Source organism: Dysgonomonas sp., from assembly GCF_035323175.1.
Taxonomy (GTDB): Bacteria; Bacteroidota; Bacteroidia; order Bacteroidales; family Dysgonomonadaceae; genus Dysgonomonas.
This window is the reverse complement of sequence record NZ_DAOKYH010000005.1, coordinates 48,806-63,959: the sequence shown is the minus strand read 5'-3', so window position 1 is coordinate 63,959 and position 15,154 is coordinate 48,806. Positions and strand designations below refer to the sequence as shown.

General features: G+C 36.6%; 16 protein-coding genes, 1 tRNA gene and 1 pseudogene. 12 read left to right on the top strand and 6 right to left on the bottom strand.

Annotated features, from left to right (window positions below; genetic code table 11):
• The first annotated feature begins 31 nt into the window (after nucleotides 1–31).
• On the top strand, nucleotides 32–763 hold the full coding sequence (locus tag PKC55_RS08305; RefSeq protein WP_135105322.1) for a lysophospholipid acyltransferase family protein: 732 nt from the start codon (nucleotides 32–34) through the stop codon (nucleotides 761–763).
• Between the two features lie 7 nt (nucleotides 764–770).
• Here the strand turns inward: PKC55_RS08305 and PKC55_RS08300 are convergent, their stop codons facing one another.
• Both PKC55_RS08300 and PKC55_RS08295 read right to left on the bottom strand, forming a co-directional pair.
• Complete coding sequence (locus PKC55_RS08300) at nucleotides 771–1,379, bottom strand: hypothetical protein (protein WP_291127274.1); 609 nt, start codon at nucleotides 1,377–1,379, stop codon at nucleotides 771–773.
• A 152-nt stretch (nucleotides 1,380–1,531) separates the two neighbouring features.
• Nucleotides 1,532–2,419 carry an OmpA family protein gene (locus PKC55_RS08295; RefSeq protein ID WP_291127272.1) on the bottom strand — a complete coding sequence of 296 codons (888 nt, stop codon included), beginning with the start codon at nucleotides 2,417–2,419 and terminating at the stop codon, nucleotides 1,532–1,534.
• A gap of 350 nt (nucleotides 2,420–2,769) precedes the next feature.
• Between PKC55_RS08295 and PKC55_RS08290 the strand changes: the two genes are divergently transcribed.
• The 3 genes from PKC55_RS08290 to PKC55_RS08280 all read left to right on the top strand — a co-directional run bounded on the left by PKC55_RS08290 (nucleotide 2,770) and on the right by PKC55_RS08280 (nucleotide 5,088).
• Nucleotides 2,770–3,210, top strand: a complete 441-nt coding sequence (locus PKC55_RS08290; RefSeq protein WP_291127942.1) for a hypothetical protein — start codon at nucleotides 2,770–2,772, stop codon at nucleotides 3,208–3,210.
• Between the two features lie 12 nt (nucleotides 3,211–3,222).
• Entirely contained in the window at nucleotides 3,223–3,576 is a 354-nt protein-coding gene (locus PKC55_RS08285; RefSeq protein ID WP_324372619.1) for a hypothetical protein, read from the top strand.
• Between the two features lie 171 nt (nucleotides 3,577–3,747).
• The gene (locus PKC55_RS08280) at nucleotides 3,748–5,088 is read left to right on the top strand and encodes a DEAD/DEAH box helicase (protein WP_291127947.1); all 1,341 of its coding nucleotides are present in this window, start codon (nucleotides 3,748–3,750) and stop codon (nucleotides 5,086–5,088) included.
• 234 nt (nucleotides 5,089–5,322) lie between these two features.
• Here PKC55_RS08280 and PKC55_RS08275 read toward each other — a convergent pair whose 3' ends face one another.
• Together PKC55_RS08275 and PKC55_RS08270 are read right to left on the bottom strand one after the other, a co-directional pair.
• Nucleotides 5,323–6,330, bottom strand: coding sequence for a helix-turn-helix transcriptional regulator (locus PKC55_RS08275; protein WP_324372616.1), 1,008 nt, complete (start codon nucleotides 6,328–6,330; stop codon nucleotides 5,323–5,325).
• A gap of 4 nt (nucleotides 6,331–6,334) precedes the next feature.
• On the bottom strand, nucleotides 6,335–6,964 hold the full coding sequence (locus PKC55_RS08270; protein ID WP_291127670.1) for a hypothetical protein: 630 nt from the start codon (nucleotides 6,962–6,964) through the stop codon (nucleotides 6,335–6,337).
• Nucleotides 6,965–7,356: 392 nt separating this feature from the next.
• On the opposite strand from PKC55_RS08270, the gene PKC55_RS08265 reads away from it, so the two are divergent.
• The 6 genes from PKC55_RS08265 (at nucleotide 7,357) to PKC55_RS08240 (ending at nucleotide 11,666) form a co-directional block, all read left to right on the top strand.
• The gene (locus PKC55_RS08265; protein WP_291127667.1) at nucleotides 7,357–8,754 is read left to right on the top strand and encodes an RtcB family protein; all 1,398 of its coding nucleotides are present in this window, start codon (nucleotides 7,357–7,359) and stop codon (nucleotides 8,752–8,754) included.
• Nucleotides 8,755–8,784: 30 nt separating this feature from the next.
• Nucleotides 8,785–9,411 (top strand): peptide chain release factor H, encoded by a 627-nt coding sequence (prfH, locus tag PKC55_RS08260; RefSeq protein ID WP_291026817.1) that lies wholly within the window; start codon nucleotides 8,785–8,787, stop codon nucleotides 9,409–9,411.
• A gap of 3 nt (nucleotides 9,412–9,414) precedes the next feature.
• Complete coding sequence (locus PKC55_RS08255; RefSeq protein ID WP_283685600.1) at nucleotides 9,415–10,008, top strand: hypothetical protein; 594 nt, start codon at nucleotides 9,415–9,417, stop codon at nucleotides 10,006–10,008.
• A 15-nt stretch (nucleotides 10,009–10,023) separates the two neighbouring features.
• Nucleotides 10,024–10,566 carry an RNA 2'-phosphotransferase gene (locus PKC55_RS08250; RefSeq protein ID WP_283685601.1) on the top strand — a complete coding sequence of 181 codons (543 nt, stop codon included), beginning with the start codon at nucleotides 10,024–10,026 and terminating at the stop codon, nucleotides 10,564–10,566.
• A gap of 135 nt (nucleotides 10,567–10,701) precedes the next feature.
• The gene (locus PKC55_RS08245) at nucleotides 10,702–11,415 is read left to right on the top strand and encodes an RNA ligase family protein (protein ID WP_291129477.1); all 714 of its coding nucleotides are present in this window, start codon (nucleotides 10,702–10,704) and stop codon (nucleotides 11,413–11,415) included.
• Nucleotides 11,412–11,666, top strand: coding sequence for a hypothetical protein (locus tag PKC55_RS08240; RefSeq protein WP_291129480.1), 255 nt, complete (start codon nucleotides 11,412–11,414; stop codon nucleotides 11,664–11,666). The genes PKC55_RS08245 and PKC55_RS08240 overlap by 4 nt, the downstream gene beginning before the upstream one ends.
• Nucleotides 11,667–12,030: 364 nt before the next feature.
• On the opposite strand, the gene PKC55_RS08235 is transcribed toward PKC55_RS08240, so the two are convergent.
• Together PKC55_RS08235 and PKC55_RS08230 are read right to left on the bottom strand one after the other, a co-directional pair.
• Nucleotides 12,031–12,112, bottom strand: a tRNA-Leu gene (locus PKC55_RS08235).
• A gap of 133 nt (nucleotides 12,113–12,245) precedes the next feature.
• Nucleotides 12,246–12,473, bottom strand: a complete 228-nt coding sequence (locus tag PKC55_RS08230) for a CDGSH iron-sulfur domain-containing protein (protein ID WP_291030553.1) — start codon at nucleotides 12,471–12,473, stop codon at nucleotides 12,246–12,248.
• Between the two features lie 104 nt (nucleotides 12,474–12,577).
• Between PKC55_RS08230 and PKC55_RS08225 the strand changes: the two genes are divergently transcribed.
• Both PKC55_RS08225 and PKC55_RS18190 read left to right on the top strand, forming a co-directional pair.
• Nucleotides 12,578–14,341, top strand: a complete 1,764-nt coding sequence (locus PKC55_RS08225; RefSeq protein WP_324372608.1) for a DNA polymerase III subunit gamma/tau — start codon at nucleotides 12,578–12,580, stop codon at nucleotides 14,339–14,341.
• A gap of 171 nt (nucleotides 14,342–14,512) precedes the next feature.
• Nucleotides 14,513–15,095: pseudogene (locus tag PKC55_RS18190) on the top strand (amidophosphoribosyltransferase); the annotation flags it as partial.
• Between the last annotated feature and the right edge of the window lie 59 nt (nucleotides 15,096–15,154).

The following is a 15,154-nucleotide window of genomic DNA, read 5'->3' as shown; positions in this document are numbered from 1 at the left end:
GTTTCAAATAAAATTATTCAAATTTAAACGAATGATAAAGATTCTCTACCTCTTATACCAATGGATCATATTTGTTCCGCTATTAATATTAGCAACCATTTGGTGTACCCTTACTATTATTATCGGATCGACCCTAGGAAACAATAAGTTTTGGGGCTACTATCCAGGAGTGATATGGGGGCGTTTTGTTTGTATGGCTGCTCTGTTGAAGATCAAAGTGAATAGGAATTCAAAATTGGATAAAAACCAATCGTATGTGTTTGTAGCCAATCATCAGGGAGCGTTCGATATATTTCTTATATATGGTTATCTCGATCACAACTTTAAGTGGTTGATGAAACAAGGTCTCAAAAAAATGCCTTTAGTAGGCTTTGCGTCAGCAAAAGCCGGACATGTTTTTGTAGATTCTACTACAAGAAAGGGGATTGTAGATACAATGAGAAATACCAAAAATACACTGAAAGACGGAATGTCTACCGTAGTTTTTCCCGAAGGGCATCGCTCACCGGACGGACGGATGGCAGAATTTAAGAAAGGGGCTTTTCAGACGGCAGTGAGCTTGAAATTACCGATTGTCCCTCTTACGATTGATGGGGCATATAAAGTTTTGCCAATACACTCGTGGAAAATGAGTCCGGCAAAGATAAAATTGACATTTCATGACCCTATAGAAACTAAGGATCTTAAAGCGGATGATATTGCAGAATTGATGGATAAAGTGTATTCAACTATTCAATCTGCTTTGCCTGAGGAGAACAAATAAAGGTTTCTCACACTTCTGTATGAGAAAGAGTATCTGTATTTTCCTTATCTTCATTGATGTTTATTAGATACTCTTCTCTTATTTTTCTCATTACTTCAATAGGAACTTCCCTTTCAGAATAGATAATGTTTTCTCCTTCGTCCATGTAAAAGATGATAGAGAAGTTTCCCTCTATATTTTGTAAATCTGTATCTACCTTTATCTCGTAGTCATTATTATTACTATCAAACTCAATTTCAATATTATATGCAATCATCATGGTTGTAAAATAATAAATCTTCCTTTGATTACGAAAAGGTTTGTTTTCTATTATATATTCAAGTTTATCAGGATGCATAATAAATATCTCTTTACCTTTTCTTTTCCATTTCAAGGTGTAGAAAGTAAAAAGAAGTACTAGGAACATGAATACCAAAAGACAGCATACGAAAAAATAATCTTTTATAGTATAACTATCATTTATGAAAAAAGAGAAAGTGAGACCAATCACAGAAACTATAGCCAAAAAGAAAACTAATATATGCAAGAATATATAAAACTTTCCTCCGGATATCTCTAATTTAATCATTTTATCTTTTTTCTCCAGAGTATATGGATATACAATTCTTTTCTTCATAGTATCACTGTCGTAAATTGAATTAGTATTTTCAGAACCGAAAGTTATAGAATTATTGACAAATATTAATAAGCGAGTATATTTTATTGAAAAAGGTTGCCTCTATCGATAGAAGCAACCTTTACTATATAAGCTATTTGTTGTAGGAATTATCAATCTATATTCGAAGGGCCTTTTGGTGCCTGATCGATAAGTTCCATAAACTGATTCAGTTCCGGAGTGATAATTATCTGAGTTCTACGGTTGAGAGCTTTTCCCTCGGCAGTGCTGTTTGTTGCTATCGGATTATATTCTCCACGTCCTGCTGCTGTCAAACGTTTAGGATCAACACCATAATTGTTTTGAAGTGCCTGAACCACAGAAGACGCACGCAAAGCACTCAAGTCCCAGTTGTTTCGGATATTAGGACGCGAAATAGGATCTGTATCGGTGTTTCCTTCCACCAACACGCTATAATCTTTATAATCCATAATGATTTTGGCAATCTTGCTTAGAATTTCACCCGCCTTGGTGCTTATCTCGTAACCACCCGAACGGTACAGCATTCTGTCATCCAAAGAAATATATACAACACCTTTCAATACCTTGATATCCAAATCCTGCATTTCGTCGCGTGTAAGCGAACGTGTGAGGTTATTTATCATTACGATATTCAAAGAGTCGGATCGGTTTTTGGCCTGTACCAGATGCTGGATAAAGCGGTTAGACGAATTGATCTCATCTACCAGCTTCGTGATGTTTACATTGCCTTGCGTGTTTTGCAAAAGGCTCTTGTTCAATAAACCTTGCATTTCTGCATAGGCAGCACGCAAATCTTCATTGTTTTTTCGGGCTTCTGCCAATCGTTCTTCAAGGCTTGCTACCCGGGTACGGCTTTCGGCTAATTGCAGTTGGCTTTCCTGATAATTTCTTTGTAAATCTTTCTGTTCTGTTTGCAGGCGATTATAGTCCGTTTCTAAATTCGTAAACTGCTTTTTACTAACACAACTAGTAAAAATGATGCTCGCAGCTAATACCAGCAAGGAAAAAGAATACTTCATAGCTAGTCTGATTTTAATTATGTTTATAACTCATATCTAAACAATGAGCCTCACCATTTGGTTGTTAAAAAAAAGATTTATTAAGAGATAAATTGTTAGAGGTTGAATTTTTAGCGTAAAATGATAAGATATCAGGATATTTAAGTATTAACAAAAATACAATGTTGGAGTACCCTTTGATCTTTTAAGGGGTATTTTTTTATGGATATGGTGGGTGTTTTTGTAGGAGGGGGTGAGGATTATATTGAACCAATTTCTTAAAGATTTAAATTTAATTTATGAATTGAAAGAGTGGATAATAGAGCTAAAATAGAAAAAGTGTTATATTTGTATATTAACATTTCATATACATGGAGTTTATAAGAGAATGTAGCTTTTGGATTAATCTACTTGTTACCATCTTGACAGGTATTGCCGCAACAATTGCAATTGTTGTCTATTTTCGTAATAGAGACAAAATCTCCACTGCTTTTAATTTATTAACTAACTTTTCAGCTCAATTGACTCTTACTGATTTGAAGTTGAAAATAGAGCGATTAAATGAGTTTACAGTTAACGATGAAATCCAAAAAATAGAAATTATTAATATTTTGAGTGAAATTGAAGGTCAAATTATCGCTAATAAGAAGATAAAAGCATCTTTATTACTGCCATATGAAAAAATTTGTACCTTTATTGAAATACCAAAAGTTCTTACAGAGCCTAAAAAACGAAGTTTAGTTAGTGAATTGAGAGAAAGTATTAGAAATATTGATATTTTAAATTATAAAAATATCATTAATCAAGATTAATAAATATATATTATGTCGAAGATTGTACAAGTAGTTAATACAATGATATCCAATAAGGATAAAATTACAGATGTTTTACCACATAAAAACGAATATTTCTTTTTGTATGATGCAAAATATAAATGGTCAGTCAGTTATAATAAAGAAGAGGATGCTTATTGGATTTATATTTATACAACAACAAAAAGTCTTGAAGAAATAAGAGAGATAACAGATTGGGATAGTTTTTCCGATTTTACATACTATTCTACAAAAGAAATAAAAACAAGAGAATCATATGAATCTTTTAATGAATTATATCAAATCGTATCTGAAAAAGCTTTTGGCTTAGATAGCATTTTTGACGATATAATTCTCAATGGCTAATCTATCAATTGTATTATGCTAAAACGTGTCTTTTGGCACGTTTTTTTTATAAAATATCTTCCATAACTATTTACACTCCATTTTTAAACCTTATATACTTTGTATGATATATAAACGTTACTATTAAGAAACGAAATAGAGCGCTATAAGATAATATATTACCTTTGTGGGATGAATACAGAAAATCAACATATAGCCATATTATCCAATCTGGGAATTGACAATCTGAATAAAATGCAGTTTGCAGCTCAAAAGGCGATAATCGATAGTCAAAATACATTGCTATTATCTCCTACAGGTTCGGGCAAAACACTCGCTTTCTTACTGCCTATCTTCCGATTGCTGAAAGAAGATGTAAAGAAAGTACAATGCCTTGTAATTGTTCCATCAAGGGAGCTGGCTCTTCAGATAGAGCAGGTTTGGAAAAAGATGGGTACACAATTCAAGGTAAATGTTTGTTATGGCGGGCACTCTATTGATACCGAGTTGAACAACCTAAGCAATCCTCCCGCTTTACTTATCGGCACTCCGGGCAGGTTGACCGACCATCTGGAACGCAAATCTTTTGATACAGATTCTATTCGTATTCTGGTTCTCGATGAATTTGATAAATCGTTACAATTAGGTTTTCAGGAGGAAATGGATACGATCATTAGCCAACTGCCCAACCTGCAAAAAAGGGTTCTCCTCTCGGCTACTTCCGATGTGGAAATTCCTGAATTTGTAGGAATGCAAAAGCCGGTGGTTCTTGATTATATACAAGAAGAAAAAAGCGATAACCTTTCAATTAAACTCGTTTTATCTCCCGAAAAAGACAAGATAGAATCTTTATTCCACTTAATATGTTCATTTAATTCTGAGCCTGCACTTATTTTCTGCAATCATAGAGAAGTTACGGAGCGTATTAGTGATTTATTGAACAAGAAAGGGGTACAAACAGGGTATTATCATGGGGGTATGGATCAGGATGACAGGGAAAGAATCTTAATCCAATTTAGAAATGGGAGTCTGAATTATTTGATTACAACCGATCTGGCAGCCAGAGGATTGGATATTCCCGAAATGAAACATGTGATACATTATCACCTTCCGGCTAAAGAGAGCGAATTTGTTCATCGTAACGGGCGTACAGCTCGTATGCATGCTTCAGGAACCTCGTATGTCATACAATTTAAAGACGAAAAAATGCCGGATTATATTTCTGATACTTTGGATATTCTGAAAGTTGCGCCGGGGAAGAAATTACCAAACCGTCCTGATTATCAGACTGTATATATTAGTGGAGGTAAGAAGAATAAACTAAATAAAAGCGATATTGTCGGCTTCTTCTTGCAAAAAGGAAAGTTGGATAAATCAGACTTGGGATTGATTGACGTTAAGGATTTTATCTCTTTTGTGGCAGTGCGAACATCTGCCGTAAAAACTCTTTTGGGTAATATCAGAGATGAGAAGATGAAGGGTAAGAAATATAAGATAGAAGTGGCAAGAAACGTTATCAAGAAGACAGATTGATTTTCGGCCATTAGGAAACAATAAATAAAAAAGCGACAAATTGAAGATTTCTTTGGTTTGTCGCTTTTTGTGTGATATGGTGTCGGGGAATTGGATTATTTGAGAAGTACAGGAATAAGACGGAATATATTTTCCCTGTTCCGACCTGAAAACAACTCAGATATATGCCACATTCCTTAATTTAGAGTCCTTTGTTTCGATCTTTGAAAGAAATATGATTATGCAATTATTAAATCAGAAATATCTCTCTTGTGCCGTCCTGAATTTCCATGCCATAAAATCGACCAATGATTGCGGAGATAAAACTTTTATGGTATCTACATATCCGAAGAACTCTCTCTGTAACTCCTGATTGATAACAACCTTTATCTCAAACACCATAGAACCGTCTTCCTGTGTCTCTATCAACTGTTGGCTTTTATGAAAAGGTTTAGTCTGAACATAGGGTGCATTTTCTTTATTTACCCAAAAGCGGACAGTTTCAGCTTTCATGCCTACGTTCTTCGTAACTCCCACTAAATCGTCAAAGAATGTCTGAGGATCGAATAAATCATTTGTAATGAATCTTTCTTTTTCGGCTATTTCGATATGGTGGATTCTATCCAATGCTAAGTTGATAAGATTTCCTTTTCTTTGACCGAAAACAAACCATCGGTTACGGTATTCCTTTAACAAGTATGGGTGAAACATGAATGTGTTGGCAGAACGGGCTTTGAAGGATCGGTATTTCATACTCAGTACCTGCTTATTCACAATTGCATGATAGATAATATCAAGATAGGCCAATCCTTTCAAGCTTTCATTTTTCTCAAAATCAATAACGGGTATGGTTTTCTGTTTTGCAGATGTTACATGGTCTTCAAGACGACTGACAATATCTCCCATTCCTGAAAAATAAGAAAAGCCTTTGAACTGGCGAAGCACCTCTACCGCTTCCGACATTGTTTTTAAGTCCTGTTCTGAAAGTGGAGTGTTGGTTATGCTATAGTCTTCATCATCGTATTTGTAGTATTTATTGTCATAAACAACAATAGGAGCATTGTAACCCAATTTCTCGCTGCGCATCATTTGGATATCCATTTGAATAGTACGTTTACTGATACCTTTGGCTATACCTTCATATTCATACAAGGCATCCGAACAGGCATCTATTAAATCTTCGAGTGTCCATTGCCTGTATTTGTTTCGCAGACAAGTATCTATCGTTTTATAACGGATGAGAGCGTTACGGTTAACTGGCATATGATTAATAATCTTCGTTGATAGTTATTTTATTGGTAAACAAATGATAGTGTATTATTTCGATATCAGAACCTTCCTGAGTTAACCATATTGGGCTAAATCCTTTCTTCATAAAATTGTCATCATAATTATAATGACGAGGAGTTATTTGTATTTGAATGATTTTTTCCCCTTTGTTTGATATATAGCCAATATACTGCCGATCAGAATCTTCTAAATATTTCTCCATGTTATCTTTATTCTTTTCGAAACTTTTCCAATATTGTTTTTCCTCTTTCTTTAAGTCTTTCAAAATATATGAGCCTGGATACTTTCTTTCATATTCATAGATTTCATTATATCTCTGCTCCATAAAATATTTTTGAGCAGAATAATATTGGCGAGTTAGTTCCTCCTCAATTTTACGAACCAATATTGTATCAATATCAAAACATTCTCTTTTCTCTTTAGGATGAGAAAATCTAACAAGTCCGTACTCTTTCGGGAACACAAAACCTTTGTATTTTCCGAAATCAACTATCTTAACTTTTGATGATATAATTGTGTCTTTGTAAACTGTAATTTCAGATAATTCTATTTGTGAATAACATTGTATTGAAGAAATATAAAACAATGCGAAGAGTAATTTTTTCATTATTTATATCTTCTTATTCTAAAAATTTGTTAATATGAAAATCCTTTATATATTTGCATCCGTAAATAGAATATTAACCCTTAAAATTTTAGAGAAAGGGTACAATTATGTTGGTCAAAAAATAACACACAGATACTAGGAAACTAATTTGGTTTATCGGGATGATGAACCTTACAATATTTGAACATATCTATCACAATTCACGGCTGCAAAGTTGATAGACATTGGTTAGTTTCAAACTCATCATTAAATTTTATTATTAATTGCTGATATATCAGCTTGAGGGATTATTATATCCGTTCGGCTGCACTGTATCAGAAATGAAAGGATATCTGGTCTTGGATAAAGATTAGTCTGATACCTGTATATTCTTGTGTACCAATCAAACAAACATGGGCATACAACCAAAAGAATTAAGTAAACTGGGATATACCAACAATATAGCTCGCAGTCTGGCAATAAATATAATCAGCAAGTACTGCAAACACAATACAAAAGAAGAGATTAAAATAACTTTAGTCGATTTATTGAATAATCCCGAAAAATATAAGAACAATGAAGTATGGGGCAAATTAGCTGAACACTTTTCACCGGTTATGGAAGAGAAACAGTTTTCAGTTTACAACCTACTTGATGAACCTTTATCATTCAAAACCTATGGAAGCAAGTTTATCGAAGGCTTAGCCAAGCAGCAAATGGAACTCGCTATGCGTCTCCCCATTACAGTCGCAGGAGCGTTAATGCCGGATGCACATGCAGGATACGGATTACCTATCGGCGGTGTGTTGGCTGTAGAAAATGCGGTTATACCTTATGCTGTAGGCGTAGATATCGGTTGTAGGATGAGTCTGACGGTATTTGATGCAAAAGCCGATTATCTGAAACGTTATTCGCACCAGATCAAAGAGGCTTTGAAAGAATACACCCACTTCGGAATGGATGGATGTTTGGATTTTCCACAGGAACATGAGATACTGGACAGGAGTGAGTTTCAATTAACCCCTTTGCTGAAGCAATTACATGGCAAAGTAGTTCGCCAATTAGGTTCATCCGGAGGCGGAAATCATTTCGTAGAATTCGGAGAGATTGAATTAGTTGAAAACAATGTTTTGAATCTTCCGCAAGGAAACTATCTGGCATTACTCTCACATTCAGGGTCAAGGGGAATGGGTGCAGCTATTGCAAGGCACTACAGCGATATTGCCCGCGAAGTGTGTAAGTTGCCGAGAGAGGCGCAGCATTTTGCATGGCTTGGACTGGATACGGAAGCGGGACAGGAGTATTGGATGAGTATGAATTTGGCAGGTGATTTTGCACGAGCATGCCACGAACGGATACATATCAATCTGTCAAAGGCTTTAGGCTTGAAAGCCATAGCCAATGTGAACAATCATCACAATTTTGCATGGCGAGAAGAGATTGCTCCAAACAGGTACACAATCGTACATCGCAAAGGGGCTACTCCTGCAGGAGAAGGTGTTGCAGGATTTATTCCGGGAAGTATGGCAACAGCAGGCTATCTGGTTTGTGGAAAAGGCGAAATTCAATCGCTCAACTCGGCATCACATGGAGCAGGACGAGCCATGTCACGCCAGAAAGCAAAAAGCCAGTTTACACAATCGGCATTAAAAAAACTGCTTTCTCAGAATGAAGTGACCCTTATCGGTGGTAGTGTAGAGGAGATGCCTCTAGCTTATAAAGACATCGACCGTATAATGCCGGCACAGGAGTCATTAGTAGAAATTCATGGTAAATTTATGCCACGGATAGTAAGAATGAATAAAGAATAGGGTCGCAGACCCTTTTATTAAACAAACTAGATGAATAATAATAAAATATACTTACAAATAACTTCCGGACGTGGTCCTGCCGAATGTTGCCGTGTAGTAGCATTGGTATTGGAGAAGATCCTGATACAAGCCCGAAAGGTGGGATTGATAGCTGAGGTTATTGAACGGGAGGAAGTAGATATGAATCGCACGCTGTTTTCAGCAATTGTATTTCTTGAAGGCAGTAAGGTAGATGAAATAGTGGATGAATGGGAAGGAACTATTCAATGGATAGCACAAAGCCCTTACCGTATCTATCATAAACGGAAAAACTGGTTTGTTGGAGTAAATTCCTTTACTTCGACAGAACTGAGTGAAATAGATACAAAATATATCACCTATCAAACATTACGATCTTCCGGTCCCGGCGGTCAGCATGTCAATAAAACAGAATCGGCTGTACGAGCTACTCATGCTCCGTCGGGAATGAGTGTAACAGCATCTGATCAGCGGTCGCAATTACAAAACAAGAAGTTGGCAACTGAGCGGCTATTAATTAAACTTTCGGCATGGAATATAGAACAGACTATGCAAAAAGCACAGGATAATTGGGATAACCATAATAACCTCGAAAGAGGGAATCCGGTGAAAGTGATACAAGAACCATTAACAAAGTAAATTATGTTTGCAAGACGAACAGCAACTAAAATAAGGAATGGCAGAGTAAGCAATAAAAACCGAAATGAAAAAACTCCTAATTATTGGAACACTCGCCAGAGTGAGATTCAAATAGATATCCAAAAGCCAGGAAAAGGATATAAGCATTTCCTTAAGAAAAGGGATTTAATTCAATTCTGGAATATTCTTCCTGATAAGGAAAAGATAGGAATTGAGTTAGATGCTATAATATTAGCGGAAGGCAATAATATGTGCGATGGGTGGTATCAAAATGGAGTTATCTGCATATGTGCTTGGGAAAAAGAAATGAGCAGGGAAATGAATTATAAATATTTTGAAGATCATAAAGACTTATTCGAGCGATTGGAGGTAAAATATATTCTCAAGAAAGACTCTGTTGTCTGCGATTTTAATGAGAATCAAATAAAAGCGTTTCAACTACTCAGAGTAATGACCCATGAAATAGGACATCATATTGACCGAATAAGAACCCGAAAAAGAAGAACGTGTCCACAAGGAGAGGTTTTCGCTTTTAAGTTTGAAAAAGTATATGAAAAGAAAATATGGAATAAGTATTTTGAGTACTTTCCGTTTTAATAAAAGAGTAGAACAATGACAGAACAAGATAAAAAACGGATCGGTAAATTTCTGAGTCTCGTACTTAGACACGATCCCGACAAAATAGGGTTGGAGCTTGACGAGCAAGGTTGGGCGAATGTGAAAGATATGATTGATAAATGCAAGAAGTATCGTTATCACTTTTCAATGGAAGACCTGATTGAAATTGTGGAAACGAATGATAAGCAACGCTACTCGTTCAATGAAAAGCGAAATAAAATCAGAGCTAATCAAGGGCACTCCATTAATATTGACCTTGCCTTATCTCCGGTAGAGCCACCTGAATTTCTCTATCATGGTACAGCTACCCGATTTCTTTCGTCCATTATGGAACAAGGCATAATAAAAGGTAGTCGCCAGCATGTGCATCTGAGCAAGGATAAGGAAACAGCAACAAAGGTCGGTTCACGGCATGGAAAAGTTATTGTCTTAACCATTATGACAGGTAAAATGCATAAGGATGGCATTCTTTTTTATCAATCGGACAATGGAGTTTGGCTGACAGATTATGTAGATGTGAAATATATATCGAAGTAAATAACAGTATAAAAAATTAGAAATCATGTAATTGTTAGTTTCATAAGGGATATACTCTCTATTACACGTGTCTGATAAACCTGAAAATTTATCAGATAAGAAATTCATATATTTATAAACGAAACAATTACAATTATGTTATCACAAAAATATGGTCGTACCTACCACTTTCCCTTTTCACCGGGAACAACAAGTGACGACCGATTCAATTATACTTACTGGGAAGATATCCAAAAGATAGAAACCCTTGTACATACAGAAAAACTGGATGGAGAGAATAATTGCCTCAATCAATTTGGTATATTTGCCCGATCACACGTTGCTCCCACTACATCACCTTGGACAAGCCAATTGAGAAAACGTTGGGAGCTGATGAAAAATGATTTGGGAGATATAGAACTCTTTGGCGAAAATCTTTATGCAGTTCATTCGATTGAATATAAGCACATCGAGGAATATTATTTTGTTTTCGCTGTACGGCAGCTGGATAAATGGCTGTCGTGGGAAGAGGTAAAGTTTTATGCCGCGATATTTGATTTACCAACCGTTCCCGAATTAGCTATCGAACCAACAAAAGATTTAACAAAAGAAGCACTACAAATTAAAATAGAAAGTAGGGCAAAAGAAGAAAGCGTTTTTGGCTCTCTCAATCCTTTTACAGGTGAAAATTGTACGCGTGAGGGTGTCGTAACACGGAATAAAGAAGAATATCCGGTTGAAGAATTTATGCATAATGTTTTCAAGTATGTCCGTAAAGGTCATGTAAAAACGGATGAACATTGGACTCGTAACTGGAAACGTGCAAAACTGTATTGGGAAACAGAATATAGAAAGGAGGACGAACTATGATTTGGCAATTGACTAAAGATAAAAGCTGGGCATCCATTGAAAGGCAATTTTCGTGGGTTGCTGAAATGAAGCATGTGGAACAACACAAGCTCCATCATGCCGAAGGAAATGTGGTCATTCATACTCAGATAGTATTAAATGAGCTACTAAAATTATCATCCTTTCAGAATTTAGACGAACAGGATAAAGAAATCCTTTGGGCTGCAGCATTGATGCACGATATAGAAAAACGATCTTCATCTGTAATATAACGCTCGCCCTTCAATAAAGGCTTTTGGCTGGCTAGTAAATCTTCGAGCAGCAGGGTTATACGATCTATGGTGTTAAAGAAGTATGAGACTCTGGCATCTGATTCTGTTATCTTTTTCATAATCATGATAAATTCTTTCAGATATTTCAGGGAAGTCTCAAACTTATAAATGGTTGATTGCGAATATTCGATATTTAATAATTGTCTGCATCTTTCATTGATTTTTTAGTTCTGGCTACGAATTGGCTATGGAATAATGCTCAAAAATGCACTATTTTGCTGTTTTCGTAAAATTCAGGGAATAAAAAAATCCTTGAAAACCAATTGATTTTCAAGGATTTGCTTTGTTTTACCTTTCGGCCTAGTGCGGATGAAGGGACTCGAACCCCCACGCCTCTCGGCACCAGATCCTAAGTCTGGCGCGGCTACCAATTACGCCACATCCGCGGCTAATTTGCGTTAGCGGGTACAAAGATATAATAAAATGTGTTTTATCCAACACTTAATCATAAAAAAATAAGGGCATTTAAACTAATATTTTAATTTAGATGCTCTTATCTAGTGAATAAATTCCTATAAATTAGCCTTTAAAGCCAATTTTAGCATGTGTACCGTCACAATACGGTTTGTTTTGCGATCCGCCACAACGGCAAAGATGCGGTTTGTCTTTGATCACTGAAGTTCCGTCTGCTAAAATTAGTTCTACGGTTCCTTCCACCAATAGCGGCGCATTAGGAATCACTTTGATTTTCAATAGTGTTTCATTCTTTTCCATAATAGATGATAGTTTTAAAAACGTTGATATCAATATAACATTTTAGATACTAAAAAGGTCACTCTCTTGCTTTCTTTTACATTTTATCTTTCCATTTTTTTTCATAGCTTTGTGATACCAAAGAAGAAAAATCAAGAATGGATAATTATATAGTTTCGGCAAGGAAATACCGTCCCATGACTTTCAACTCAGTTGTGGGGCAAAGGGCATTAACCACTACACTCAAGAATGCAATAATGTCGGGCAAGCTGGCTCATGCATATCTTTTTTGTGGACCTAGAGGTGTTGGTAAAACAACATGTGCCCGTATTTTTGCTAAAACCATAAATTGCCTGTCTCCAACTCCCGATGGCGAAACTTGTAACCGATGCGAATCGTGTGTTGCCTTTAATGAGCAGCGGTCTTTCAATATACACGAATTGGATGCTGCGTCTAACAACTCGGTAGACGATATCCGATCTTTGATCGAGCAAGTGCGTATCCCTCCGCAGATAGGAAAATACAAGGTATATATAATAGATGAGGTGCACATGCTTTCGCAGGCTGCATTCAATGCCTTTCTGAAAACATTGGAAGAACCGCCTCACCATGCTATTTTTATCTTGGCTACAACCGAAAAGCATAAAATACTTCCAACAATACTTTCTCGTTGCCAGATATACGATTTCAGCCGTATTACAATCAAAGATACAGTAGAGCACCTTCAGTATGTGGCCGATCAGGAGCATGTAAAGGCAGAGCCCGAAGCCTTGAACGTTTTGGCTCAAAAGGCAGACGGAGGAATGCGTGATGCCTTGTCTATCTTCGATCAGGTAGTAAGTTTTACAGGGGGTAATGTAACGTACAAAGCTGTTATCGAGAATCTGAATGTTCTGGATTATGAATATTATTTCCGATTGACAGATTCTATTTTAACCAACAACGTAGTAGAGGGTTTGTTGATCCTGAATGAGATCCTTAGCAAAGGTTTTGATGGTAATAATGTGATAACAGGTATTGCTTCGCACTTTAGGGATTTATTGCTCTGCAAAGATGCAAAGACTGCAGAACTGTTTGAAGTAGGGGCTTCCATCAGAGATCGCTATATAGAAACAGCTAAGAAGTGCACCAACGAATTTTTGTATAAGGCCATCGAGTTGGTCAACGAAAGTGACCTCAATTATAAATATAGCCGAAATAAGCGATTACTCTCCGACTTGACAATAATTAGGCTTTGCCAATTATCTTCACCTCAAGCAGGAATTGAAGATCAAAAAAAAAAGCAGGTAATTGATCCGATCTTCTCCAAGCAGGAACAACCTGTGCAAGCGGCTGCACCGACTACAAATCAGAGGCCCGCGGCGCAGAGTCCGCAGCCTGCTCAACAATCTCCCGTTCAGCAAAGGGTAACACCTTCTGTCGCAGCCAAAGAGCCGACTGTCAGTGTAGAGCCTGCAAAAACAACACCGAATGCCGGAGGTTTTGGTGTTTCTATCTCAGCGTTCGGAAAGAAAAAAGATGAGGAAACGACAAAAGCTGATATAACGATAGAAGTCCTTAACGACAGATTTACTCCACTCCAACTTATCAACGAATGGAAAGCGTATGCTGAGAATTTGACCGAAGAGCTCCATCTGAGAAATACAATGCTCAATTGCCTCCCTAATCTTATCGCCAATACGGTGTTTGAGGTGATTGTAAATAATCCTGTTCAGGAACAACGTCTTCTTGAATATCAGATGGATATATTGTCAAGGCTGCGAGCACAACTTCGTAATACTCATCTGAGGATGGAGGTTAGGATAAGTGAAAATAATGAGAAAAAATTGGCTTTCACGCCTGCCGAGAAGTTTAATCTGATGATGGAAGAAAACGAAAGTTTGCGAAGGTTGAAAGATGAGTTTGGCCTGGAGTTATCATAATGAGAAAATCACAAAAAGAGTTAGACTGAGAAGGTAGAACAAAATAAAATTTTTAGATAAAAACCTCGAAGGTTTAAAATAAATATATTTCTAGGACGAGAGGAAAAATCGTGCTATCTTTGTAGCCTCAAAAAAAATTATTCTCACAATTCCAACAAAGGAGATCTTTTTATGACAGAGCCATTAAAGCATGAATGCGGTATCGTCATGATACGCTTATTAAAACCGCTCGAATATTACCAACAAAAATATGGTACATGGCAATATGGGTTGAATAAACTCTATCTGCTAATGGAAAAACAACACAATCGAGGTCAAGAGGGCGCTGGCTTGGCTGTTGTAAAGTTAGAGTCACCTCCCGGTAATGAATTTATATTCAGAGAAAGAGCTGTGGGATCAAGTGCCATCTCAGAGATTTTCACAAACGTTTATCAGAACTATGAAAAAATATCTGAAGATAAACTTAATGATGCTGAGTATGCCAGTAAATATCTCCCCTTTGCCGGAGAATTGTTTTTAGGGCATTTGCGTTATAGCACTACCGGAAAAAGCGGAATCTCATACGTGCATCCATTTATGCGTCGTAACAACTGGCGGTCAAGAAACTTGGCTTTAGCCGGCAATTTCAATATGACAAATGTAGATGAATTGTTTGCTGAGTTGTTGGCACAAGGTCAACATCCTCGCGACTATACAGATACATTTGTTCTTCTCGAATCGGTTGGTCATTATCTAGACAGAGAAGTTCAATATCAGTTTGATAAACACAACAAGAGTACCGGTGCAAAAGGAGAGGAGCTGAACACACTGATA

Bases quoted from the DNA above. Each gene is read 5' to 3' on its own strand.
- PKC55_RS08240 (WP_291129480.1), top strand. From the start codon at position 11,412: ATGATTTGGCAATTGACTAAAGATAAAAGCTGGGCATCCATTGAAAGG.
- PKC55_RS08285 (WP_324372619.1), top strand. From the start codon at position 3,223: ATGTCGAAGATTGTACAAGTAGTTAATACAATGATATCCAATAAGGAT.
- PKC55_RS08275 (WP_324372616.1), bottom strand. From the start codon at position 6,330: ATGCCAGTTAACCGTAACGCTCTCATCCGTTATAAAACGATAGATACT.
- PKC55_RS08225 (WP_324372608.1), top strand. From the start codon at position 12,578: ATGGATAATTATATAGTTTCGGCAAGGAAATACCGTCCCATGACTTTC.
- PKC55_RS08290 (WP_291127942.1), top strand. From the start codon at position 2,770: ATGGAGTTTATAAGAGAATGTAGCTTTTGGATTAATCTACTTGTTACC.
- PKC55_RS08280 (WP_291127947.1), top strand. From the start codon at position 3,748: ATGAATACAGAAAATCAACATATAGCCATATTATCCAATCTGGGAATT.
- PKC55_RS08300 (WP_291127274.1), bottom strand. From the start codon at position 1,379: ATGAAGAAAAGAATTGTATATCCATATACTCTGGAGAAAAAAGATAAA.
- PKC55_RS08265 (WP_291127667.1), top strand. From the start codon at position 7,357: ATGGGCATACAACCAAAAGAATTAAGTAAACTGGGATATACCAACAAT.
- PKC55_RS08245 (WP_291129477.1), top strand. From the start codon at position 10,702: ATGTTATCACAAAAATATGGTCGTACCTACCACTTTCCCTTTTCACCG.
- prfH (WP_291026817.1), top strand. From the start codon at position 8,785: ATGAATAATAATAAAATATACTTACAAATAACTTCCGGACGTGGTCCT.
- PKC55_RS08270 (WP_291127670.1), bottom strand. From the start codon at position 6,964: ATGAAAAAATTACTCTTCGCATTGTTTTATATTTCTTCAATACAATGT.
- PKC55_RS08255 (WP_283685600.1), top strand. From the start codon at position 9,415: ATGTTTGCAAGACGAACAGCAACTAAAATAAGGAATGGCAGAGTAAGC.
- PKC55_RS08250 (WP_283685601.1), top strand. From the start codon at position 10,024: ATGACAGAACAAGATAAAAAACGGATCGGTAAATTTCTGAGTCTCGTA.
- PKC55_RS08295 (WP_291127272.1), bottom strand. From the start codon at position 2,419: ATGAAGTATTCTTTTTCCTTGCTGGTATTAGCTGCGAGCATCATTTTT.
- PKC55_RS08305 (WP_135105322.1), top strand. From the start codon at position 32: ATGATAAAGATTCTCTACCTCTTATACCAATGGATCATATTTGTTCCG.